The sequence below is a fragment of the Gemmobacter denitrificans genome (assembly GCF_036964905.1).
GTDB classification, from domain to species: Bacteria; Pseudomonadota; Alphaproteobacteria; order Rhodobacterales; family Rhodobacteraceae; genus Gemmobacter; species Gemmobacter denitrificans.
Genome location: NZ_JBALHR010000014.1, coordinates 68,467 through 91,031 on the forward strand (window position 1 = coordinate 68,467; position 22,565 = coordinate 91,031).

Below are 22,565 nucleotides of genomic sequence, written 5' to 3' on the forward strand. Positions count from 1 at the left end.
GGCTCTGGCAAGCTGTTGCCGGGGCCGGACCGCCGGGAACGCGCGATGGTTCCCACCTTCTTGATGCCCTTTCCCGGTTTCCGGCATGTCCGGCCCTTGTCATTGCCCTATTTTGCGTGATCCCGTGGAACCGGATGGCTGTGGGGAGCCGGGGGGCAGATCAGCACAGGACCAGCAGATGATATTGCCGACCCCGATCCAGATCTATTTCACCGCCGAACCCCCGCAGGACAGTGCGGTTTTCGCCACGGCCTTTGCGCCGGATGCGATTGTGCATGACGAAGGTCTGACCCATCACGGCGAGCAAGAGATCATCGCCTGGTGGAAGGCCGCGAAGATCAAGTATCGCCATCGGGCCGAGCCTTTGGAGATGACGGAGGCGGGCGACAAGCTGCTGGTTCGCGCGCGGGTCAGCGGTGATTTTCCGGGCAGCCCTGCGGTGCTGACCTTTGCCTTTGGCCTGACAGGGGACCGGATTCAGGATCTGCGGATCGGCTGACGGAACGCTTGGCGGGTTTGCGGGGCAGGTGCCCCCGGCCTGATCACCCCGCGATGCCGAATTGCTGGCGATAGGCGGCGGGGGGCAGGCCGGTCAGCTTCTGGAACAGTTTCCGAAAAGCGGCCGGATCGGCATAGCCCACATCCCAGGCGATGCGGTCCACCGGGATCAGCGACCGTTCCAGCGCCTCGCGCGCCTTGGCGATGCGGACCTGCTGCAGATATTCCACCGGGGTGAACCCTGTCGCCGCGCTGAACCGGCGCAGGAAGGTGCGCGGTGTCATCCCCGCCTGATCGGCCAGATCGGCCACGCCTTGCAGGGTGGCGGCATGGGCGTGGATGTGGTGCTGGCTGGCGCGGATCGCGTCATCCCCATGATCAAAGCGCGGGATGAACTGGGCGAAGGGGCGCTGGCTGTGGCGCGGCGGTTCAATCAGCAGGAACCGCGCGGTGGCCAGCATCGTGGCCGGGCCCAGCAGGCGCCCGACCAGCGTCAGACCCAGATCGGCCCAGGCGAGGATGCCGCCCGCCGTCATGATGTCGCCTTCATCCACCACCATATGATCCTCGGCCAGGTGCACCTTGGGGAAGCGTGCGGCCAGTTGCCGGGCAAAGGCCCAATGCGTCGTGGCGCGGCGGCCATCCATCAGCCCGGTTTCGGCCAGCACAAAGGCGCCGGCACAGACTGAACACAGGGTTGCGCCCGCGGCGTGCCGGTCTTTCAGCCATTGCGCAGCGCCGGGCGCGGGGGCCATGCGTTCGGGCATGATGATGCTGGGCGGGGCGATGACATGGGTCAGCCGGTGGGGCGTGCCGGGATGGCTGTCCCAGACGCAGGTCGCGCCCGCATCGTCGGCCCGCCAATGCGAAACGCGAAAGCCGCGCTTCGGTTCGCCCGTCCAATCCGCCGCAATCGCGAACAGGTCGGTCAGCCCGTGAATCGCGGCCAGCGCGCAACCCGGATAGATCAGCAGGCCAATGTCGGCCACCAGGTCCATGTTGCGGGTCATTGTCCGATTTACCCCGATCATTGTCATTTGCGCCACGTCCCTTGATGCCGCGCAGGGCGTAGCTTGTCCATACCGAAACGAAAGGCAGCACGATGAACCCGACACTGACCAGACGGACACTGATGATGACCGGGGCCGCTGCGGCTGCCCTGCTGATCCTGAACCGCACCACCCATGCAAACGCTGAAGGAGACCTTATCATGGCGACGTTCACCACCACCGATGGCACGAATATCTTCTACAAGGACTGGGGCCCGCGCGATGCGCAGCCCATCGTGTTCCACCACGGCTGGCCGCTGTCCAGCGACGACTGGGACAGCCAGATGCTGTATTTCCTGGAACAGGGCTATCGCGTCATCGCCCATGACCGCCGTGGCCATGGTCGGTCGGACCAGACCGACACCGGCAACGAGATGGATACCTATGCGCAGGATGTGATCGAGCTGGCCCGGCATCTGGATCTGAAGAACGCCATCCATGTCGGCCATTCGACCGGCGGGGGCGAGGTGGCCCGCTATGCCGCCCGAGCCGAACCCGGCCGCATCGCCAAGGCTGTGCTGATCGGGGCAGTGCCGCCGGTGATGGCCAAGACGGAAAGCAACCCCGACGGCATACCGCTGGAGGTGTTTGACGGCTTCCGTGCCGCGCTGATCGCGAACCGGGCGCAGTTCTTTCTGGATATCGCCTCGGGCCCGTTCTTCGGTTTCAACCGCGAAGGGGCCACGGTCAGCCAGGGCCAGATCCAGAACTGGTGGCGGCAGGGCATGATGGGCGGGGCCAAGGCGCATTACGACTGCATCAAGGCCTTTTCGGAAACCGATTTCACCGAGGATCTGAAGGCGATCACGGTTCCGGTTCTGGTGCTGCACGGCGAGGATGACCAGCTTGTCCCGATCGCCAATACCTCGGCGCGGGCGGTCAAGCTGGTGCGGAATGGCACGTTGAAAACCTATCCGGGCCTGTCGCATGCCCCCTTTGCGACCCATCCCGATCTGGTGAACGCCGACCTTCTGGCCTTTGCCAAGGCCTGAGGCGCCTGACAACCGGGGCAGGGGGGACGTGTTCCGCCCTGCCCCGAAGGCGTTGCATCTTCACCCCGGCGGCACATGCCGTTGCGTGTCGGGTGTGGATGATTCGAATGCCGGTTTCGGTCAGCGTGGAGTTTTCAACCAATACAAAGCCGAAACATGGTGTTACCCTGCGCAGTGCTGGCATCCGGCAACCGAAATCGCAAGGACACGCCTGGGGTTTGCCGTGCAGAACCATCTGCACAGGAGGATCACCATGACCCATGCCCATCTGAAGACCATCGAACAGCGGCTGCTGTGGCTGTCGCACTGGATGATCCACCACGCCAATCACATCCGGCCCAAGGTGGACGGGATCAAGATCGGCGGGCATCAGGCCTCGTCGGCGTCGATGGTGTCGATCCTGACGGCGCTGTATTTTCACACATTGCGGCCCGAGGACCGGGTGGCGGTGAAGCCCCATGCCTCGCCTGTGTTCCATGCGATCCAGTATCTGATGGGCAACCAGACCCGCGAGAAGATGGAGAATTTCCGCGGCTTTGGCGGGGTGCAAAGCTACCCCAGCCGCACCAAGGACGTGGATGATGTCGATTTTTCCACCGGATCGGTGGGGCTGGGCGTGGCGATCACCTCTTTCGCGTCGCTGGTGCAGGATTACATCGCCGCGAAGGGGTGGGGGCGCGATCTGCCCCTGGGGCGCATGGTGGCGCTGGTCGGCGATGCCGAACTGGATGAGGGCAATGTCTATGAGGCGTTGCAAGAGGGCTGGAAGAACGATCTGCGGAACTGCTGGTGGATCATCGACTATAACCGCCAGTCGCTGGACGGAATCGTGCGCGAGGGGCTGTTCGGGCGGATCGAGAAGATTTTCGATGCCTTCGGCTGGGATGTGGTGCGGATCAAATACGGTGCCCTGCAACGCGCGGCCTTTGCCGAAGCGGGGGGCAGCGTCCTGCGCGACTGGATCGACCGTTGCCCCAATCAGGATTACGCGGCGCTGACCTTCATGGGCGGCGCGGTCTGGCGCAAGCGGCTGATGGAGGATCTGGGCGATCAGGGCCCGGTATCGGCGCTGATCGAACGGCGCAGCGATGCCGAACTGGCCGCGCTGATGGAAAATCTGGGCGGCAATTGCGTGCAGACCATGGCCGAGGCATTTGATGCCATCACCCATGACCGGCCCACCTGTTTTCTGGCCTATACGATCAAGGGCTGGGGCACGCCGATTGCCGGGCACAAGGACAATCACGGCGGGCTGATGAACCCGACGCAATTCGCGGCGTGGCAGGCGCATATGGGCGTGCCGCAGGGCGAGGAATGGGACCCGATGGCCACGGTTGCCGATCCGGCGGCGCTGCGCGGGTTCCTGGCGGCGGTTCCGTTCTTTGCGCGGGGCCATCGTCGGTTCCACGATGACCGCATTGCCGTGCCGCACCTTGCGCTGGAGGGCGACCGCGTGATGTCCACCCAGGCGGCCTTTGGCAAGATCCTTGATGATCTGTCAAAGGGCGATACGGCGCTGGCGGCGCGGATCGTCACCACCTCGCCCGATGTGACGGGGACCACGAACCTTGGCCCCTGGGTGAACCGGCGCAAGCTGTTTGCCCGCCAGCCGCAGGCCGATGCCTTCATCGAACATCGCATCCCTTCCACTGCGAAATGGGAGTTTACCCCCGAAGGCCAGCATATCGAACTGGGCATTGCCGAGATGAACCTGTTCCTGCTGCTGGGGGCGGCGGGGCTGAGCCACAGCCTGTTCGGCAAACGGCTGTTTCCCATCGGCACGGTGTATGATCCCTTTGTGCATCGCGGATTGGATGCGCTGAACTATGCCTGTTATCAGGATGCGCGGTTCATCATCGTGGGCACGCCTTCGGGCGCGACGCTGGCCCCGGAAGGCGGGGCGCATCAATCCATCGGCACGCCGCTGACCGGCCTGTCGCAGGACGGGCTGGCCGCGTTCGAACCGGCCTTTGCCGATGAACTGGCCGTCATCCTGGAATGGGCCTTTGATTACCTGCAGCGCGATGGCGACGGCGACCCTGATGAACGCACCTGGCTGCGCGATGAAACCGGCGGATCGGTCTATCTGCGGCTGACCACGAACCCGATCGAACAGCCGGGCAAGCGGCAGGATGACGCGTTCCGGCAGGGCGCGATTGACGGGGCCTATTGGCTGCGCAAGCCGGGGCCGAATTGCGATGCGGTGATCGCCTATCAGGGCGCGGTGGCCCCCGAGGCGATTGCGGCGGCGGGCATCATCGGGGAACATCGGCGCGATGTGGGGGTGCTGGCCGTGACCTCGGCCGACCGGCTGAATGCGGGCTGGACGGCGGCGCAACGCGCCCGCGCCCGGGGCAACCCTGCCGCCCGCAGCCATATCGAAACGCTGTTCGCCGGGCTGCCCCGCGATTGCACGATTGTCACCGCCATTGATGGCCACCCGGCCACGCTGGCCTGGCTGGGCGCGGTCGGCGGGCATCGGACGGTGCCGCATGGTGTGGAACATTTCGGCCAGACCGGCACCATTGGCGAACTGTACCGCCATTACGGGCTGGACCGTCACGCGCTGGCGCAATCGGTGCTGGCCCATTCGCCCGGAGGCCGGTCAGCGCTTGCGTCGCTGGTGGTCAGCGGCCCCTGAAGAAATCGGCCTGGGTCTGGATCACTTGCGCGAAGGTGCGAAGCCATCTTCGCGCAAGCACCAGCAGAAGCGATCTCGCGCCGAGGGTAACGCGGAAGGCGGCCTCGGGCGCGTCGGTCAGCCGGTGATCGCGTGCCAGCATCATCCGATAGATCAGCACCGTGATCACGGCCCCCAGCATCATCCCGGCAAGGCTGTCGCTGAGCCAGTGGACCCCGATCAATGCGCGCGAAAGGGCGGCCAGAGCTCCGATTGCCAGCCAGCCCCAGGTCTGACGCGGAAAGCAAAGCGCAAGCGCCGTGGCGGCTGCCATGGCGGTGGTGCCATGGCCCGAGGGAAAGGCCGCCCAATCGGCGCGGAACGCCATGACGGAAAACTCCAGCACCATGGCATCGGCATCGGTGGATGGGCGGATCCGGCCCAGCATGTGCTTTGTCAGGCTGGCCAGCACGCCGCTGACGGCGACCGACAGCAGCACCAGCCAGAGGACGGAGCGGCAGGTTTTCAGGTGATCCCGCGACAGCGCATCGGGAAAGCGTTCCAGCAGGCGCAGCATGCCCAGCAGGGCAAGCCCGATCCCGAGCGGCCATCCCGCATTGCCAAACCGGGTGATGGTCCGCAGCACCGATTTGACCGACGGGTCGATCGACCGCGACAAGGCCTGAACGGGGGCGTCGAGAGTGATCGCAGCCATGAACAGGCAGGCCGCCAGAACCACCAGTTTCGACACCATGCATTGCGATGCCAGCGCGCCCGGATGCAGCGGGGGCGGGGGCTCTGCCGCCCCGGCCGGATGGGCCTGGGGCTGCAGGGTCTTGGTCGAACCGACATGTTTCATGCTGCCCCCTGGCCTTTTGGAACACGCGATGCTGCCCGTGCGCGCACTGCGCCGTCCGGGCGCCGTGGATCAGGGATGATGCGGATCATGTCGGTTTCTTCAGCCAGGCCTGGAGAAAGGCCCGGCTGTCCCGAATCCGGTCCAGCATGACAAGGATCGGCAGGTTCGGATCGAAGGTCAGCCGCGCGCTGCGCACCTGCAGGACCCGGTACAGGACCAGTGCCACCGCCCCGGAAAACAGCACGGAAAACACCACGTCGCTGAAGAAATGGCGGCCAAGCCCGATCCGCAGGACCGATACGATCCCCACATAGGCCCCGGCGGTCAGCAGCGCGGCGATCCGGGTTTCGGACGTTTTCAGGCGTGGCCAGAGAAGAACCACCGCCACGATGGCAAGGCTTGCCGCCAGAGACACCTCGCCCGAGGAAAACGAACAGTTCCGGCTGCATTGGTCGGTCACCTGCCAGGCCGGGGTGAATTGGGCCGTGCCGCCGAATTCGGTGATATGGGCCGGTCGCGCCCGCCCGACATGGGTCTTGAGCAGCAGATTGACGACCGCGCCGCTGGCAAGCACCACCGTCAGGGCGGCAAAGGCCCAGGCGCGCAGGGCGGCGGGGCGCAGCAAACCGGTCAGCCCGCCATAGAAACACCACAGGACCAGGGCCACGGCCACCAGTTCGCCCGTATGGCGCAGCAGCGGGTTGATCATCGCAGGCAGGCCTTCGGCCCAGCCAAACCCGCCGCGCCCGTTGGCAAAATGGGCCGAAACCGCGAGATCAAGCCCCGGAAAGGCCGCGAACAGCGCCTGACACAGGATGACCGTCAGCAGAAAGGCGAAGACCAGACGATCATAAAGCCGGTCAGTCATGGGCGGTCTCCTTCGGGGCAAGGCATTCCGGCCTGTCAAGCCGCAGCATCACGAAGCTGCGTCCGCCATAGGCCCCGGGCGGGGCTTCGAAGCGGCTGATTTCCACCGCATCGGGGCAGGGGGGGGACATCCCTTCGGACCAGAGCAGCAGGGCGGGCAGCGGGTCTGTGGCAGGGGCAAAGGGGGCCGTTGCCTCCCAATGATGGGCCGGGCGGCCTTGCGGGGGCAGGGCGCGGAAGGCCAGATGGCTTTCGGCGCCGAACCATGACAGATCGGCCAGAAGGCTCCGGTCCCGGGCGATCAGACTGCCCGCGCCGACATCCTGCGCGGTGTCGATGGCCCAATGCGCCACCGGGCCATGGCCAAGATAGCGCGCCAGCAAGGGTTGACCCCCGGGGCCGGGCAGGTCGGTGCCGAACACCTTGACCAGGGGCAGGGCAAGCGACAGGGCCAGGCCGATCCCATGGGACAGCTGCGCCAGACGGCGATGCCGGGCCAGCCAGAACGCCGCCAGAACCGATGCGGGCACCAGATAGAGAATGGCCCAATTGGCAAGAACCGGCCCCTTCACGCCCTGCGCCAGCACCACCAGCAGCGGGGCCAGCATCAGCGCGGTCAGGGCGGCGGCCCATGCGGTCCTGCGCCAGTCGCGCGCTGCCAGCAGAACGGCCATGAACAGCACCGGCCCGATCACGCCCGCCTGTTGCAGCAGGAAGGACAGGGGCCGCAGCAGTGACAGGCCGGTTTCGCGCGTGATGTCCTGAACATGGTGCAGGGTGATGAAATCATGCCGTGCCAGCCACAGAAGATGCGGCAGGATCATCGCCAGCATGACAGTTGCGGCCAGCGCCGCGTCACCGGCGCGCGGCCGCAGGCGCGGCGAAATCGCCCCGGCCATCACGCTGCCCGCCAGCCAGAACAGCATGGCATGTTTGGCCAGAAGCCCCAGCCCCAGGGCAAAGCCGAACAGCAGGGCCCAGCCGGTTGCCCCTTGCCCGGCCTGCCGCGCCGTGGCCAGACGCTCTTGCGCCAGCAAGGCCAGGGCGGCGGCAAACAGCAGCGGTGTATCGGTGGTCATCAGCGCCGAGCCAAGTGCCACGGCGGGTGTGGTCAGATAGGACAGTGCCGCCAGCGCCGCCACCGGTGCAGGGGCGATCCGCGCCGCAAAGAGCAGGATCAGCACCGCCGTCGCCCCGTGAAACAGCGCCGCAGGCAGGCGCATCGCCCAGACCGATTGCCCCAGAAGCCAGGTGCCAAAGCCCGAAATCCAGCCGATCAAGGGCGGTTTGGAATAGGCCCCGAAGGAAAAGCTTTGCCCCCAGAACCAGTATTGCGCCTCGTCGGTGGACAGGTCTGTCTGGTCGAACAGTGCAAGGATGACGCGATAAAGCGTCAGCGCGCCAATGGCGGCCAAGGCCGTCCACCATGCCGCATCCTGTTCTGCCTCAGCCGCGGAGCGGGCCGGGATTGCGATGCCGTTCTGCATGGATCAGCCAGAGATTGCGGGTGTAGATCACAAGGCCCATCGACTGGCCAAGGATGAACACCGGGTCATGCCGCCAAAGCGCATAGGTGAACAGCACCACGCCCCCGGCCAGCGAAAAGTACCAGAAGGCAATCGGAATGACCGAGCGCCGTTCCCGTTCGGAGGCCAGCCACTGCACCAGAAAGCGGGCCGTGAACAGGAGCTGACCGGTCAGGCCGATCATCACCCAGGAAAACTCGGTCCAGCTGCCGACATTCAGGGCCGACCAGAGGGCGTCGCGCATCAGCTGACCTTTCGATAGGGTTCGGGGTTCGGGGCATCGCCGGCCTGTGCCAGTGTCACGACCGGGGCCGCCGTCAGAAGCTGCGGCCGGGCCGTCTTGCGCCGGTGGATCAACCAGGCCACGCCGGCCAGATCGATGATCCCGGCCAGCGCGCGATCCAGATTGCCGTAATTCGAGGCCCCGAACTGCCGTGGGGCATGGGTTACATCCACCAGCTCCACCTGCCATCCGTCGCGGGCAAACAGCGCCGGAAGGTAGCGGTGCATGTGGTTGAAATAGGGAAGTGCCAGAAAGGCATCGCGGCGAAAGGCCTTCAGCCCGCAGCCCGTGTCGCGCGTGCCATCGCGCAGCACCGCCGCGCGCAGCGTATTGGCAAAGCGCGAGGCCAGCCGTTTGGACAGGGTATCTTTGCGCCCCACCCGCTGCCCTGCCACCAGCCCGCGGTTTTCCGGGGCCTCGGCGCCCAGCAGCGGTGCGATGAGCTTTGGCAGGTTTTCGGGCGGGTTCTGCCCGTCGCCATCCAGCGTGACCACGATCGGGGCACGGGCCGCCAGAACCCCGCTGTGCAGCGCCGCCGATTGCCCGGCGGATCTGTCATGGCCAAGGACACGGATGCGCGGGTCCGATGCGGCCAGCGCCAGACAGGCCGCCCGGGTGCCATCTGTCGATCCGTCATCGACCAGAAGCATTTCAAAGCTGAGCGTGCCAAGCGCCTGACGCACACCTTCTGTCAGCGGGCCAATGGCCTGCTCTTCATTGCGCAAGGGAATGACAACCGCCAGAAGCGGGCAAGGCGCAGAATTGTCGCGCGGATTGCACCCTGATGTCACCCCTGCCATCCCATGGAAATTGACCCGTCGTAAGGCTACCCTGTGCAGGTGTCGCTGCGATGGCAGGCAGTTGAAGGTCTTGTAACGATCCCGCCCGGCACATGGCCCAAGGGGCGGCAGAGCGCGCCGTCAAAGTTGTGAAAGGCCCGCGATTTCAACGAGAACCATGTCATGATCTGACAGCGGCTTGTCCTGCCTGTCGGTGGACGGCACGATCCATGACCGGCGGATATCCAGCCCGCGTGCCAGAAACCAGTCCAGTTTCATGGCGCGGTCGGGCCAGCGGGTGATGAGGCTGGGGCGGGTGGTCATCTGGTCTTCCGGGCCGCCATGCACGGCAAAGCCGCGCGCGCGGGCCAGATCGAACAGGGTTTCGGCCCGCCAATCGCCGCCGATGTGATTGCCGGTGTTCAGATCGCCGCCGATCAACAGGGGCAGGCCGGGAAAATCCGCCTCCAGCGCGTCAAGCAGGCAGGCCATTTGCGTGTGGCGCGCGGCGGCGGTGGCATTGCTTTCCAGATGGGTGGACACCATCACCACCGGCCCGGCCACCGTTTGCACCACCGCGCCAATGGCCATGCGTTCGCCCAGACGCGGCTGATCCCCTCCCTGCAGGAACCAGAACCGCTGGCCCGGCAACCGCAGCAGGAAGGGCTGTGCCAGCGTTGTGGCCGCCATCAGCCCATTGCCATGCCAGCCCAGAGCATTGTGATCGGCGGTGCAGAATTCCCGTTCGGTTTCAGAGCCAAGGCCCAGTTCCACGAATTCCACGCCATAGGCATAGGCCATGCCAAGATGCGCGGCCAGATCTGCGGTGGTATGGGCTTGCGCGCTGCGCGCCATGCCGTTGTCCATCTCGGATACAAGCACCACCTGCGCGCCCGTTCCGGCCAGCATTGCCGCGGAATCTGCCGGAAACAGGCAGCGTTCCAGGTTCCAGGCCGCAACGGTGAAGGGGAAGGCCAGCGCCGTTTCCGGTGCGGTGCCGCCGGTTTCAAGGCTGGTCATGCAGGGCAGGCTGGCCAGATGTGCATCATGCGCCGCCACGCTGCGGGGCAGATGGCGGATGGCGTCACGTTCACCGTGCGACAGCGGCTGCAACTGGCGGACGGCGCTGCGGATCATGCGGGCACCCCTGCGGGCCGGGGGGCGCCGGGGACCGGGGCAGGGGCCACGCGCTTGCCCGTATCGGTGGCAAAGACATGCACGCGGTCGGGTGCGATGGTCAGCCGCAATTCTTCGGCCAAGGGCGCGGAAGGGTCCATCGACACCACAAGCGGCTGGCCATCGACATGGCCATGCACCAGCCGCTGCGCGCCCAGTTCCTCGACGAAATCGGTGCGGAAGGGCAGGCCATCCGCCGCGGGGATCAGGTCTTCGGCCCGCAGCCCGAGCGTGACGGGGCCAGAGAGTTTGGGGCCGGAGCCGGGCTGATCCTGCCGCGCAACCCGATGCGGGCCGATCTGCAACCATCCCGCCGCCGCCTCGCCATCCAGCAGGTTCATCGCGGGCGCCCCGATGAACGAGGCCACAAAGGTGGAGGCGGGCTCGTGATAGATCTCCAGCGGAGTGCCGACCTGCTCGATCCGGCCTGCATTCAGCACCACCAGCCGGTCGGCCAGCGTCATCGCCTCCAGCTGATCATGGGTGACATAAAGCGAGGTGGTGCCCAGACGCCGCTGCAGGCGCCGAATTTCGCCGCGCATCGAGACGCGCAGCTTGGCATCCAGATTGGAGAGCGGTTCATCGAACAGAAAGGCCGCAGGCTGGCGCACCACGGCCCGCCCCATCGCGACCCGCTGCCGCTGTCCGCCCGACAGGGCGCGGGGGCGTCGGTCGAGATAGGGCCCCAGTTCCAGCATCCGCGCCGCCTCGGCCACGCGGGCCTCGATCTCGGGCTTGGGGGTTTTGCGGTTCCTGAGGCCATAGGCCATGTTTTCGCGCACGGTCATATGCGGGTAGAGCGCGTAATTCTGGAACACCATGGCGATATCGCGATCCGCCGGATCTACACGGTTGACCACGCGGTCGGCGATGCGCACCTCGCCGCCGCTGATCTCTTCCAGCCCGGCAACCATGCGAAGAAGGGTGGACTTGCCACAGCCCGAAGGGCCAACCAGCACGATGAATTCGCCATCGGCGATGGTCAGGTTGATGTCGCTGACCGAGGCGGCAGCAGCACCGGGATAGGTTTTCGACACATTGGTCAGCGTGATGGAAGCCATGTCACTTGTCGCTTTCAGTCAGGCCCTTGATGAACCAGCGCTGGAACACCACCACCACGATCACGGGCGGCAGCAGCGCCAGCACCGCAAGGGCGAAGGCCTGGTTGTAATCGGGGATCTGGCTGCCCACCCAGACCTGCAAGATCTGCTTGATCCCCCGCATCAGGGTGAAGAACCGCTCTTCGGTCGTCATCAGCATGGGCCAGAGATACTGGTTCCAGCCATAGACGAACATGATGATGAAGATCGCGGCCATCATGGTTTTCGACAGCGGCAGCAGGATGTCGAAGAAGAATTTCACCGGGCCTGCGCCGTCGATCCGCGCGGCCTCCAGCAGTTCATCGGGGACGGATTTGAAGAATTGCCGGAAGTAGAAAGTGCCCGTGGCCGAGGCCAGCAGCGGCACGATCAGCCCGGTATAGGTGTTCAGCAGGTGCAGGTCTGACATGACCTGATACGAGGGCATGATCCGCACCTCGAGGGGCAGCAGCAGGGTGGTGAAGATCACCCAGAACATCGCCGTGGCAAAGCGGAAGCGGAAATAGACCAGCGCATAGGCCGCCAGCATCGAAAGCGCGATCTTGCCAATGGCAAAGCCCAGGCCAAGGATCAGCGAATTCATCGCCATGGTGGCGCCGGTCACCTGTCCGGTAAAGCCGCCACGCTTGGTCAGCACGGTTTCATAAGTGTCCAGCGCATGGCCGCCGGGCGCCAGCGACAGGCCGTTCACATGGATATCGGCGGCGCTGTGGCTTGAGGTCATGATGGCCACGGCCACGGGCGCCAGCATGAACAGGCAGCCACAAAGCAGGATCAGGTGATCAAGGGGGCGGATGCGGTGCATGGGGGATCAGCCGTAATGGACGCGGCGTTCAAGCCAGCGGAATTGCGCCAGGGTCAGGACCAGAACGACCAGCATCAGGATCACCGATTGCGCCGAAGAGCCGCCGATGTCATTGCCGCGAAAGCCGTCATTATAGACCTTGTAGACCAGCGTGATCGGGTTGTTGGCGGGCTTGTCCTTCACCATCACGTCGATCACCGCGAATGTGTCGAACAGCGCATAGGTGATGTTGATGATGAGCAGGAAAAAGGCCGTGGGGGCCAGCAGCGGCAAGGTCACGGTGCGAAACCGGCGCCAGCCGTTGCGGCAATCGATGATCGCGGCCTCGCGCACGGAAACCGGTACGGCCTGCAGCCCTGACAGGAAGAAGATGAAATTATAGGGTACCTGTTTCCAGACCGCGACAAGGATCATGGCAAAGGCGGTGTCGCCATAATTGATGCCCACCTTCATATCCCAGCCCAGCATCGCGGCCAGTGTGACGAAGGGGCCGATATGCTGATCAAACAGCATCATCCCGATCAGCCCGGCCACCGGCGGCGCAATGGCATAGACCGAAATCAGCGCGGTGCGATAGGCACCGCGCCCACGGATCACCGCATCGGCCTTGACCGCCAGCAGCAACCCGAGCGCCAGCGAGACGGCGGTGACCACGGCAGTGAAAAAGGCCGTGAAACGCGCGATATGGTGATATTCCGACGACCCAAGCGCATCGGTGTAATTGTCGAGGCCCACAAAGGTGGAGCCAAAGCCGAAGGGGTCTTCCAGATAGAAGGACGAGCTGATCGCCTGCACCGAGGGCCAGTAGAAGAACACGCAGATCACCAGAAGCTGCGGCAGCAAGAACAGCCATGGCAGCAACGGCCTGTCGAACTGGACACGCTTGGCCGGTTCGGGAGCGGTGGTGATTGCGGCGCGCAGCCGGGCAAGGGGCCGGGGGCTGGCGGCAAGCGGGGCGGGAAGATCGGTCATCATGGCCTTGGGAACAAAAAGCAAAGACCGCCGGGCCCGGGAGCGGGGCCCGGCGGTTCATGGTCAGGCGATCAGCCCGCCGTCTTGGCGAATTTGGCCAGCAGTTCGTTGCCCTCGGCCTCGATGGCCTTGAAGGCGTCTTCCACCGTGGTTTCACCCGAGAAGATCTTGTTGAATTCGCGTTCCTCGATCACGCGGATCTGCGGGTAGAAGCCAAGGCGATAGCCCTTGGACCATTCGCCCTGCGGCAGCGACAGTTGCAGGATGCCCACTTCGGCCTGCGGGTGCTTTTCATACCAGCCATCGGCCTTGGATTTCTCATAGGCGGCGGTGGTGATGGCCACATAGCCAGTGGCCTGATGATAGAAGGCCTGCACGTCGGTCGAGGTCAGGAAGTTGTAGAAATCGGCGGTGCACTTGTTTTCCGCATCGGTCTTGCCCGCAAAGGCAAAGAGCGCCGCGCCCCCGATGAACGACGATTTGTTGCCGTCCGCCACGGTTTCGTCATAGGGCAGGAAGGTGGCCGAGAAGGGCATGGTCGCGGTTTTCGACAGGCCGCCGAACGACCCCGACGAACCGATCCACAGGGCAACCTTGCCTTCTTCGAAGGGCTTCTGGTTGTCGGCCCAGCCTGCGCCGTAGAAGCCGAACAGTCCGGCATCATGCCAGGCCTTCACGCGGTTCCAGAAGGCCAGCATTTCGGGCGCGGTGGCATTGAGGGTGGTGCCTTCAAAGCTGTCATAGCCATTGGTGTTCGAGGCCATCTGCACATTGTTGCGCGAGAAGAAGTTCTCGAAGAACATCCAGGTCAGCTGCGAGGCGGTCAGCGGGATATAGCCCGCTTCCTTCAGCTTGGGCGCGGCGGCCTCGAACTCGGCCCAGGTTTTCGGCACTGCGACGCCCGCCTTCGCAAAGGCCTCGTCATTGATATACATGATCGGCGCCGACGAGTTGAACGGCATGCCGACGAACTTGCCATCGGCATCGGCATAGAAGTGACGGATGCCGGGGATGAAGGCTTCGCGGTCGAAGCTATGGCCATTCTGCAGCAGCAGATCCTCGGCCGCGATGATGGCGCCGGGGGCGTTCATGATCGTGGCGGCACCGGCGTCGAAGACCTGCAGGATGTTGGGCTGTTCGCCCGAGCGGAAGGCCGCGATGCCCGAGGCCAGCGCCTCTTCATAGGTGCCCTTGGACACCGGGGTCAGGCCGCAGGCGGTTTGGGCCGCGTTGAACTTCTGGGCGACCTGGTTGATCACCTCTTCATTCGCGCCACCCATGCCGTGCCACCAGGTGATCTGCACCGGTTCGGCAAAGGCCGAAGTTGCGCTGAGGGCAAGAACGCCAAGGGCGGAAAATGTCTTTTTCATCGTGGTCTCCCATCGGAATTGATGGGCGGACCCTAGGTTGGTCGGATGACGGGTCGTTAAAGTTTATATGTCGCTGCCGCGACAATCGCAGCGAGAGGGCTTTGCCGATCGATGGCCTTTGGATGCGGCCTTGCGGTGGCTTGCTGCGTCCCGCCCGAATCAAAGTCGTTCGAGGCTGCGCCGAAGGGCCGCCAGCGCGGCATCACAATCCTGGGTGTCAAAGACCAGCGGCGGGCGCATCTTCACGATATTGCCGTGGACCCCTTCGCTTCCGGCAAGAGCGCCCTCGTCCCGCATGAGTTCAAGAAGGCGGCTTGTCTCGACCGGGGCGGGGGCGCGCGTTTCGCGGTCCAGCACAAGCTCCAGGCCGAAGACCAGACCCGTGCCGCGCACATCTCCGACAAGGGGAAACTGATCGGCCAGTTGCTTCAACCCGGCCTTGAACCGGTTGCCGGTCCCGGTTGCCCGCGCGACAAGATTGCGGTCGCGGATTTCGTCCAGCACGGCAATTCCGGCCGCACATGACACGTTGTTGCCCCCGAAAGTGGAAAAGAACGCGGTCTGTTCGATGAAATGATCCAGAATCTCGGGCCGGGTCAGAACAACCCCGATCGGATGGCCATTGCCGGCGGGCTTGCCGATGGTGACGAAGTCCGGGGTGACGCCATGATGCTGGTAGCCCCAGAAATGCTGGCCCATACGGCCAAAGCCGGATTGCACTTCGTCAGCAATGCAAAGCCCCCCTGCCGCGCGGACGCGCGCGAAAAGTTCGGCCACATAGCCGGGGCAGGGGTCCAGGACCCCATTTGTCAGAAACGCGCTGTCGGTGATGACGGCTGCGGGTTTCAGTCCGGCTTGGGCCAGGGACCGGATGGCGCGGTCGGCATCTTCGGCATAGCGGCGGCCAAGATCGGGGGTGCCGTGCCTGAACGGTCCGCGATAGCCGTCGGGGGCCAGGATCGTGCGGACATGGACCGGGGGCGTGGCATTGCGCAGGGCACTTGGGGACAGGGCATCAATGGCTTCGGTGATGCCGTGATAGGCAAATTCCTGCGTCAGCGCGCCTTGCTGCCCGGTCCAGGCCCGGGCCATCCGCCAGGCAATGTCGTTCGCCTCGGACCCGGAATTGACGAAGGCGCAGGCCGTGAGCGCGCCGCCGGTCAGCGCGCCAAGCCGTTCGGCGTAATCCAGAAGCTGTTCGCCCAGATACCGCGTGTTGGTATTGAGGATCCGGGTCTGCGTGGCGATGGCATCGGCCACCCGCGGGTTGCAGTGCCCGACGATGGGGACATTGTTGTACAGGTCCATGTAGCGGCGGCCTTCGGCGTCGAAGAGCCAGACCCCTTCGCCCCGCACCAGATGAAGCGGGGGATCGTAGAAGACATAGGGCCGCGACCCGAGCACCTTTTTGCGGCGTGCCATCAGCGTGGTTACGGACGGGCCGCCGACCGGTGCCGAAAGCCCGGCAGCGGCCCCGAAGATGGCTGTGGCCTTGTCGCGACCAAGGGTCAGGAAAGGGGCCAATCCTTGCGGCGCCCCGAAACCCGCATCGGCGATGTAATCAACCTCGTCCGCGTTTTCTGCGGCGCGGGTTGCGGTGATCAGGATCGTTGCAAGTTGCCGGGCCAGAGCGAGATCGTATAGCAGGTCGATTTCTTCGGGTTCGATCCGGCGGATGCCGGCATAGCCCCGGATCAGCGCCTGCCACATGGCCTGTGGCTGGTCGGTGTCGTGCAGGAAGTCGGCCATCGCATTGGACAGGTTCAGGATCGCCGGCCCGTGGAACATGTCGCCAAAATCAATGATCCCTGCGATCCTGGTGTCATGATCGGCCATGATCACGTTGTGGCCATGGATGTCGCCATGGATGACCTGGGCGGTCAGGTGGTCAAGCCTGCCCGAGGTTCGCGCCATCACCTCATGCAGAAGCCGCGTGATCTCGTCGGCTTGCGGGCCCAGATGCCGGGCCTTGGCGCACAGATGGTGCAGTTCACGGATGTCCCATAGCAGCGCCCGATTGCCGAGCGCGGGGTGGAAAAACCCCCGCATCCCGCGTTCGACCCGGGCGATCATCGCCCCGATGCCGCGGAAGTCATCCGGGCCGAGCGCGCAATCCGACGCGATGCGCCCCGGCAGATACGAGACCGCAAAGGTGGCGTGGCAGGCTTCGCCTTGTCCTGCAATCAGCCGAAATCCTGCCCCGTCGGCGCTGCGGCGGACCTTGGGAAGCGGGATATCGGGCGCGGTCCGGGCCAGATGGTCGAGCGCGGCAACCTGCGCGTCGATCAGATCGGGGGCTTCCATTTCATTGGCGATCTTCAGCACCCAGTCGCCCGCGCCCCGGATCCGGAAATTCTGGTCGCGTTCGCTGTAAAGCGCGGTGATCTGGCCTGTCAGTCCGAAATGCGTGCGCGCAATGTCAGCGGCGGCCTCAGCGGTGAACCGGGGCGGGTTGGTGGCCAGAAACTTCATGGCCCGACCTGATCTGTGCCCCGCATATGCCGGGCCATGATCCGGCAGAGGGCGGCCGTATCTATGGCGGGGCAGATCTCGCCCTCGGGTTTGACGCAGGGCACGTCTTCGCCTTGCACGATGGCGTTGATGACGCTTTCATCGACGGCCTGGACCGCGGCTTCGTAGACCGGGTCCATCTCTTCCCAGTTCAGGCTGTGGCGCGTCACGATCGGGCCGAGTTGCTGCGGTTCGGCCATCGGATCGGCCACCGAAAAGGCAAGGAAGATGTCGCCCGAGGAATTGCCTCCGGGCGAACCCGAGCGGCTGATGCCAAGTGCCGCCCGCTTTGCCAGACCCCGCAGCAGCGCATCGGACAGGGGCGCGTCGGTCGCGAGGATGACGATGATCGAACCGGTCTCCTTGCCCGTGTCGCGGAAGGGCTGTTCAAGCGGCATCGCCTTGCCGACCGGAACCCCCAGAACCGTGAACCAGTCGCGGATACCATAATTGGCCTGCACCAGTGCAGCGACGGTATAGGTTGCCCCGCCCACAGTGACCTGGCGCGAGGATGTGCCGGTCCCGCCCTTGAATTCGTAGGCGATCATGCCGTTGCCGCCCCCGACCGAACCTTCCGCGACGGGGCCGGACGCAGCCGCATCCAGCGCGGCTACGGCGTGTTCGGGTTTGACATGCAAGGCGTTGATGTCGTTCAGCACCCCGTCATAGGTTTCGGCGACGATCGGCATCGCCCAGGCGTAGCGGTCGCGGAAATGGGTGTCATAGGTCCGGATCATCCATTCAACCGCGCCATGGTGACAGGCGCCGATGCCATGGGTGTTGGTGATCAGGATCGGGCCAACGAAGTACCCGGCGGCGTTGACCCAATGCACACCCGTCATTTCGCCATTGCCGTTCAGGGCGTAGAACCCGGCCCAGACCGGCTGGGGGCTGCCCGTGTCGGGGCGCGGTAGGATTGCGGTGACGCCGGTCCGCATCTTCTTGCCCGGATCGGTAAGCGTCGTGAACCCGACCCGAACCCCGGCCACATCGGTGATGGCATTGTTGGGGCCCGGGAAGGGCAGGCCAAGTTCGCGCGCGCGGGGTTTCCGGGTCATCGGTCGGTCCTTTGTGGTCGGTCTGGTGGCAGCAGATAGGGCGACCGTCGTCAGGCGTGCGAGGACGCGGACCCGCCGCCGATCGGGTCTTGGTGTGACGTGCATGCTAGGCCGGTGGTGGCCTTCGCGTCACGCGCGGAAGCGGCTTGGGCATGGTGCTGATTTGCCTGACATCAGCACCATATCGCATAAGAATCAGGTCGAGGTGCTGCCGGATCAAGGCCACATTGGCACCCGGCATCGCCAGCCTGACAAACCCCGCCCCATGGGGATGGGTCGGGGTGTCGCGTACCGGCTACCAACGCGGCGATACACAAGGCGCAGCAAGGAGTTCGCCATGTCCAGCAAAGATCTCGGCCCGAATCTCAGGTTGCTGTGCAGTTATGGCCGGTCGATATCGGCGATCTGTCGGCAGGCTAGGATCAATCGTCATCAGTTGCAGCGCTATCTGAACGGATCGGCGGCACCATCCCTGCACACACTGCGCCGTCTGTGCGATTTCTTTGGCGTCGAGGAACATGAAATCCTGTTGCCCGAGCGCGAATTCGCGGCGCTGGTCAAGGTGCACCCGCCGCAACTGGCCCGCAGTCGCGACCGGATTTCCGAATACATGGCCGGTTTCATCGAAGGGCAGGACCTGAAACAGGCGGCGCATTATGTGGGCTACTATCACGGGTATTTTCAGCCAAACCGCCAGATTCCGGAGGTTCAACGCGTGCTGATCCGGATCACGCTGGAGGACAACTGCCTTGTCACCAAGACGATGGAATTCTATCGCAGCGGAACGGCAGGTTTACCGAAAGTCGTGAAATATGAAGGGATTGCCTACCCTTCGCGATCGACGCTGACCATGATCGAGCGACGCCCGCAAGAAACGAGCTCGACCTTCTTCACCGTCCTGTACGGTGCCAGCGAAGGCGCGCTGACCTTTCTGTCCGGTCTGGTTCTGGGTGTCGCGCCGGACAGTTCGCGCGATATCTATGCGCTGCGGACGTGCTGGCGCTATCTGGGGCGCAACATCGACATGCGCGCGGCGCTGAGGGCGTGCGGGCAGTTTCCCAGCAATAGCCCCGAGATCGGCAGTTACATTCGCTACTGCACGCAGAACGATCTGAGTGCCGGAGAAGAGTTCTTCGCGCCGCACTTTTAGCGCTTTGTGCGACTTGGTGCTGCGGCGCACCAAAGCTGCACAGGCGCAACGGTCTTTGCCGATTGTCCCGGCCCGATCCGCGCGACTAGCATGACTGTACACCGAAAGGATCGGCAGGAGGCAAAGCGCATGGCGCAGTCGCATGGGATGATGACGAAGGATGCAGATGGCCGGATGGAGGCTTGTGCCTTTGCCAACCCCGAAAATGTTCTGCGCGGCGTGCCGGACGAGCGCGCGTTTGTCCATCTGGCTTCGGCGGACGGAACCACGATGATCGGGGTATGGGATTGCGGAGCCTATGCCGAGCGGCTGATCGACTATCCCTATAACGAGATGTGCAGCGTCATCGAAGGTGCCGTCGAGATCACGGCAGATGGCAGCGACATGGTGACCTACCGCGCGGGCGACACCTTCTTCATGGCGAAGGGCTTCACCGGTCTGTGGGAATCGCATGGGCGCTTTCGCAAGTATTTCATGATCAGCCCTGGTTGACGGGGCCTTGGCCGATACCCTTTCCACCCATCATCCACGCCACATACCGCAGTGCACCGGCGATGCCATCCGCGCGCGATATTCGCGCGACTGGCGCGCAGCCATATGGGATACCCGGAATGAAGAACGTCAAAGCTGCCCTTACGCCCGAAGAATATGCCAAGTGTGACGGCACCGAACTGGCCCGGCTGATCGCAGCGGGCGAGGTTACGGTGGCCGAAGTCACCGCTTCGGCACGGGCCGCCATCGACCGCGTGAACCCGACGCTGAACGCGATCATCGAACTTTACGAAGACCGTTTCGCCCAGCCGGAGGAGGGGCTTGCCCATGGTCCGATGCGCGGCGTTCCCTTCCTCATCAAGGATGTTTCTGACCATTTCGGGGGGCGCAAGATGGAAAACGGGTCGCGCCTGTCCCAAGGCTATGTCGTGCCCGAGGATGACCACTATGCCGAGATGATCAAGGCCACGGGCGTCAATCTTGTCGGCCGCAGCGCCACGCCGGAATTCTCGATGTCGCTGACCACCGCCACGCTTTTGAACGGCGAAACGCACAATCCCTGGAAACTTGGCTATTCCACCTCCGGTTCGTCAGGCGGGGCCGGATCGGCGGTTGCATCGGGCATGGTGCCGATTGCCCATTCCTCTGACATCGGGGGGTCCACCCGGGGGCCGGCGGCCTGGTGCGGGACGGTCGGCCTGCATCCGTCACGCGGGCGGGTTTCGACCGGGCCGGGGATGAGTGAATCCGGCGATGGGCTGGCGCAATCTTCGGTTCTGACGCGAACAATGCGCGACACGGCGGTGATGCTGGATGCAATCTCGATCCCGCAGCCCGGCGATCCGTTCATCCTGCGCAAGCCCGACCAACCCTATACCAGCTTTCTGCGCGGAGACGGTCCCCGGCTGAAGATCGGCTTTTCGACCGACCCGCTCCTGCCCAGTCCCGTTGACCCGGAGGTCGCAGAAACCGTGCGCCAAACGGCGCGTGTTCTGGAAGGGCTGGGACATCATGTGACCGAAAGCGCCCCGAAATTCGATCAGGTCGCGATGAATCTGATGCTGACAGACCTGTGGTACTTCGAATTCGACAAGTATCTTGATTGGCTGGGCGAACGCGCCGGCCGCAAGGTCAGCCCCGATACCGTGGAAAAGGCGTCCTGGAACTTCTACAACTTTGCCAAGGAGCGGTCGGTTGACGCCTATCTTCGTGCGCTTGAGGAACTCAATACCTATCGCCGCCAGATCGGCCGATGGTTTGCCAGCCATGATATCTGGCTGTCACCGACCTGCGCACAGGTTTCGCAGCCCAATGCCAATTACGGCATGAACCTTGACATCCCGCCACTGGAGTTCCTTTTGCATGAGGATCATCCCTGCCAGTTCATGGTCTGGGTCAATACCTGTGGAGTTCCGGCCATCTCGCTGCCGCTTGGCCATCATACGAACGGGCTGCCCATCGGGGTGCAGCTTGCGGCCAAGTCGGGACATGAAGAACAGCTGATTGGCCTTGGTGCCGAGCTTGAGCAAGCCATGCCCTGGTCCAGCCGCCACCCGCCGATGCATGTTGCCAACATCATCGTCTGACAATGGCCTGAGATGGCGAGGCCTGCGTCACAGATTGCGCTTCATGGCCAGTTCACCATGCGAGGGGGGGTATGGAAACCGCCTATAACCCTCTGAAGATACTCGTTTGTCGCAACCGAAAATTGAATCTACCCGACCCAATACGAGAAATCTGCTAAGGATAGTTATGTAATATATTGATTTCATTGTACAATCATTCCTTCCAGAATCCGGGCCGCGCGGCATAGTCCGCACCGAAGGCATTGAGTCCCGCCTGACCGCCGCCAAGCGCCGTCAGCAAAGGCCCGAGCGCCTTCAGATCAACATTGAGAACGGTCGAGCCGCGTGGAGAGCGTGACAGGACCAGATGCTGGCCCGGGATCGAGTTCAGGATGAAATTCAGCTCGCCATCAGTCAGGCGGAAGCTGTCATAGTCGCTTGAGCCTGCTTTACCTAGGGGAAGAAAAGCTGGTTTCTTGCCACGAACGCCACGATCCGCCGCCGTCTTCATGTTGTCGTAGATGCCCCGACCAGGGACGCTGCCGAAGACCCGGAAGGGCAATTTCATGGGGCTGTACTGCGACGGCAGCTGGTGCTTCAAGATCGACATGACCGATATTCACGAGGTCGAGAATGGCCAGATCGTCCGGGTGCATCACCTCGAGGACCGGGCCACTGCGCTACGCCAGCTCAAGGGTTGCGAGAAACGGCGCACGCCAACGCGCCGTAGGGTTCAAGGAGATACGCGTGACAACCACGAGTCCGAAACCCATTCCCACGTGGTTCAAGTGGTTTTTGACGATCTGGATGGTGTTGTAGGGTCAGGACCCATTGAATTGCTTGAGGCCGCCGCCGCTGCGTGATTCAAGGCCCCTGAGCTACGGGGGTGTTCA

21 protein-coding genes are annotated in these 22,565 nt (G+C 64.0%); 7 read left to right on the plus strand and 14 right to left on the minus strand.

The genetic code is table 11. The features are described from left to right. The first annotated feature begins 178 nt into the window (after window positions 1-178). Window positions 179-499, plus strand: a complete 321-nt coding sequence (locus V6590_RS17540) for a nuclear transport factor 2 family protein (protein WP_335424984.1) — start codon at window positions 179-181, stop codon at window positions 497-499. Between the two features lie 43 nt (window positions 500-542). Here the strand turns inward: V6590_RS17540 and V6590_RS17545 are convergent, their stop codons facing one another. Continuing rightward, complete coding sequence (locus V6590_RS17545) at window positions 543-1,508, minus strand: GlxA family transcriptional regulator (protein ID WP_335424985.1); 966 nt, start codon at window positions 1,506-1,508, stop codon at window positions 543-545. A gap of 92 nt (window positions 1,509-1,600) precedes the next feature. On the opposite strand from V6590_RS17545, the gene V6590_RS17550 reads away from it, so the two are divergent. Both V6590_RS17550 and V6590_RS17555 read left to right on the plus strand, forming a co-directional pair. Next, the gene (locus tag V6590_RS17550) at window positions 1,601-2,539 is read left to right on the plus strand and encodes an alpha/beta fold hydrolase (protein WP_335424986.1); all 939 of its coding nucleotides are present in this window, start codon (window positions 1,601-1,603) and stop codon (window positions 2,537-2,539) included. 253 nt (window positions 2,540-2,792) lie between these two features. Further along, window positions 2,793-5,180: a thiamine pyrophosphate-binding protein gene (locus V6590_RS17555; RefSeq protein ID WP_335424987.1), complete on the plus strand. Its 2,388-nt coding sequence runs from the start codon at window positions 2,793-2,795 to the stop codon at window positions 5,178-5,180. On the opposite strand, the gene V6590_RS17560 is transcribed toward V6590_RS17555, so the two are convergent. From V6590_RS17560 to V6590_RS17615, 12 genes are all read right to left on the minus strand, one after another. Beyond that, window positions 5,167-6,018 carry a phosphatase PAP2 family protein gene (locus tag V6590_RS17560; protein ID WP_335424988.1) on the minus strand — a complete coding sequence of 284 codons (852 nt, stop codon included), beginning with the start codon at window positions 6,016-6,018 and terminating at the stop codon, window positions 5,167-5,169. The two genes, V6590_RS17555 and V6590_RS17560, sit on opposite strands and share 14 nt — an antisense overlap. Before the next feature lie 85 nt (window positions 6,019-6,103). Continuing rightward, window positions 6,104-6,886, minus strand: coding sequence for a phosphatase PAP2 family protein (locus tag V6590_RS17565; RefSeq protein ID WP_335424989.1), 783 nt, complete (start codon window positions 6,884-6,886; stop codon window positions 6,104-6,106). Further along, window positions 6,879-8,372, minus strand: coding sequence for an ArnT family glycosyltransferase (locus V6590_RS17570; protein ID WP_335424990.1), 1,494 nt, complete (start codon window positions 8,370-8,372; stop codon window positions 6,879-6,881). Before V6590_RS17570 ends, V6590_RS17565 begins: the two co-directional genes overlap by 8 nt. Next, entirely contained in the window at window positions 8,332-8,655 is a 324-nt protein-coding gene (locus tag V6590_RS17575) for a lipid-A-disaccharide synthase N-terminal domain-containing protein (RefSeq protein ID WP_335424991.1), read from the minus strand. Before V6590_RS17575 ends, V6590_RS17570 begins: the two co-directional genes overlap by 41 nt. Continuing rightward, on the minus strand, window positions 8,655-9,494 hold the full coding sequence (locus V6590_RS17580; RefSeq protein WP_335424992.1) for a glycosyltransferase family 2 protein: 840 nt from the start codon (window positions 9,492-9,494) through the stop codon (window positions 8,655-8,657). Before V6590_RS17580 ends, V6590_RS17575 begins: the two co-directional genes overlap by 1 nt. A 120-nt stretch (window positions 9,495-9,614) precedes the next feature. Beyond that, window positions 9,615-10,610: an endonuclease/exonuclease/phosphatase family protein gene (locus V6590_RS17585; RefSeq protein ID WP_335424993.1), complete on the minus strand. Its 996-nt coding sequence runs from the start codon at window positions 10,608-10,610 to the stop codon at window positions 9,615-9,617. After that, window positions 10,607-11,710 (minus strand): sn-glycerol-3-phosphate import ATP-binding protein UgpC, encoded by a 1,104-nt coding sequence (locus V6590_RS17590; RefSeq protein WP_335424994.1) that lies wholly within the window; start codon window positions 11,708-11,710, stop codon window positions 10,607-10,609. Before V6590_RS17590 ends, V6590_RS17585 begins: the two co-directional genes overlap by 4 nt. Before the next feature lies 1 nt (window position 11,711). Beyond that, entirely contained in the window at window positions 11,712-12,554 is an 843-nt protein-coding gene (ugpE, locus tag V6590_RS17595) for a sn-glycerol-3-phosphate ABC transporter permease UgpE (protein ID WP_335424995.1), read from the minus strand. A 6-nt stretch (window positions 12,555-12,560) separates the two neighbouring features. Further along, a complete protein-coding gene (locus V6590_RS17600; protein ID WP_335424996.1) occupies window positions 12,561-13,526 on the minus strand; it encodes a carbohydrate ABC transporter permease in 966 nt (321 codons plus the stop codon). 71 nt (window positions 13,527-13,597) lie between these two features. Continuing rightward, window positions 13,598-14,896: an extracellular solute-binding protein gene (locus V6590_RS17605; RefSeq protein ID WP_335424997.1), complete on the minus strand. Its 1,299-nt coding sequence runs from the start codon at window positions 14,894-14,896 to the stop codon at window positions 13,598-13,600. A gap of 159 nt (window positions 14,897-15,055) precedes the next feature. After that, the gene (locus V6590_RS17610) at window positions 15,056-17,368 is read right to left on the minus strand and encodes an aminotransferase class III-fold pyridoxal phosphate-dependent enzyme (protein WP_335424998.1); all 2,313 of its coding nucleotides are present in this window, start codon (window positions 17,366-17,368) and stop codon (window positions 15,056-15,058) included. Beyond that, a complete protein-coding gene (locus V6590_RS17615) occupies window positions 17,365-18,465 on the minus strand; it encodes a DmpA family aminopeptidase (RefSeq protein ID WP_335424999.1) in 1,101 nt (366 codons plus the stop codon). Before V6590_RS17615 ends, V6590_RS17610 begins: the two co-directional genes overlap by 4 nt. 163 nt (window positions 18,466-18,628) lie before the next feature. Between V6590_RS17615 and V6590_RS17620 the strand changes: the two genes are divergently transcribed. The 3 genes from V6590_RS17620 (at window position 18,629) to V6590_RS17630 (ending at window position 21,693) form a co-directional block, all read left to right on the plus strand. Further along, a complete protein-coding gene (locus tag V6590_RS17620; RefSeq protein WP_335425000.1) occupies window positions 18,629-19,615 on the plus strand; it encodes a helix-turn-helix domain-containing protein in 987 nt (328 codons plus the stop codon). A gap of 129 nt (window positions 19,616-19,744) precedes the next feature. After that, window positions 19,745-20,107, plus strand: a complete 363-nt coding sequence (locus V6590_RS17625; RefSeq protein ID WP_335425001.1) for a cupin domain-containing protein — start codon at window positions 19,745-19,747, stop codon at window positions 20,105-20,107. A 119-nt stretch (window positions 20,108-20,226) separates the two neighbouring features. Then, window positions 20,227-21,693 carry an amidase gene (locus tag V6590_RS17630; protein WP_335425002.1) on the plus strand — a complete coding sequence of 489 codons (1,467 nt, stop codon included), beginning with the start codon at window positions 20,227-20,229 and terminating at the stop codon, window positions 21,691-21,693. Window positions 21,694-21,886: 193 nt separating this feature from the next. On the opposite strand, the gene V6590_RS17635 is transcribed toward V6590_RS17630, so the two are convergent. Then, on the minus strand, window positions 21,887-22,240 hold the full coding sequence (locus V6590_RS17635) for a hypothetical protein (protein WP_335425004.1): 354 nt from the start codon (window positions 22,238-22,240) through the stop codon (window positions 21,887-21,889). Here V6590_RS17635 and V6590_RS17640 point away from each other — a divergent pair. After that, the gene (locus V6590_RS17640; RefSeq protein ID WP_335425003.1) at window positions 22,239-22,535 is read left to right on the plus strand and encodes a hypothetical protein; all 297 of its coding nucleotides are present in this window, start codon (window positions 22,239-22,241) and stop codon (window positions 22,533-22,535) included. The genes V6590_RS17635 and V6590_RS17640 overlap by 2 nt on opposite strands. Window positions 22,536-22,565: the final 30 nt, after the last annotated feature.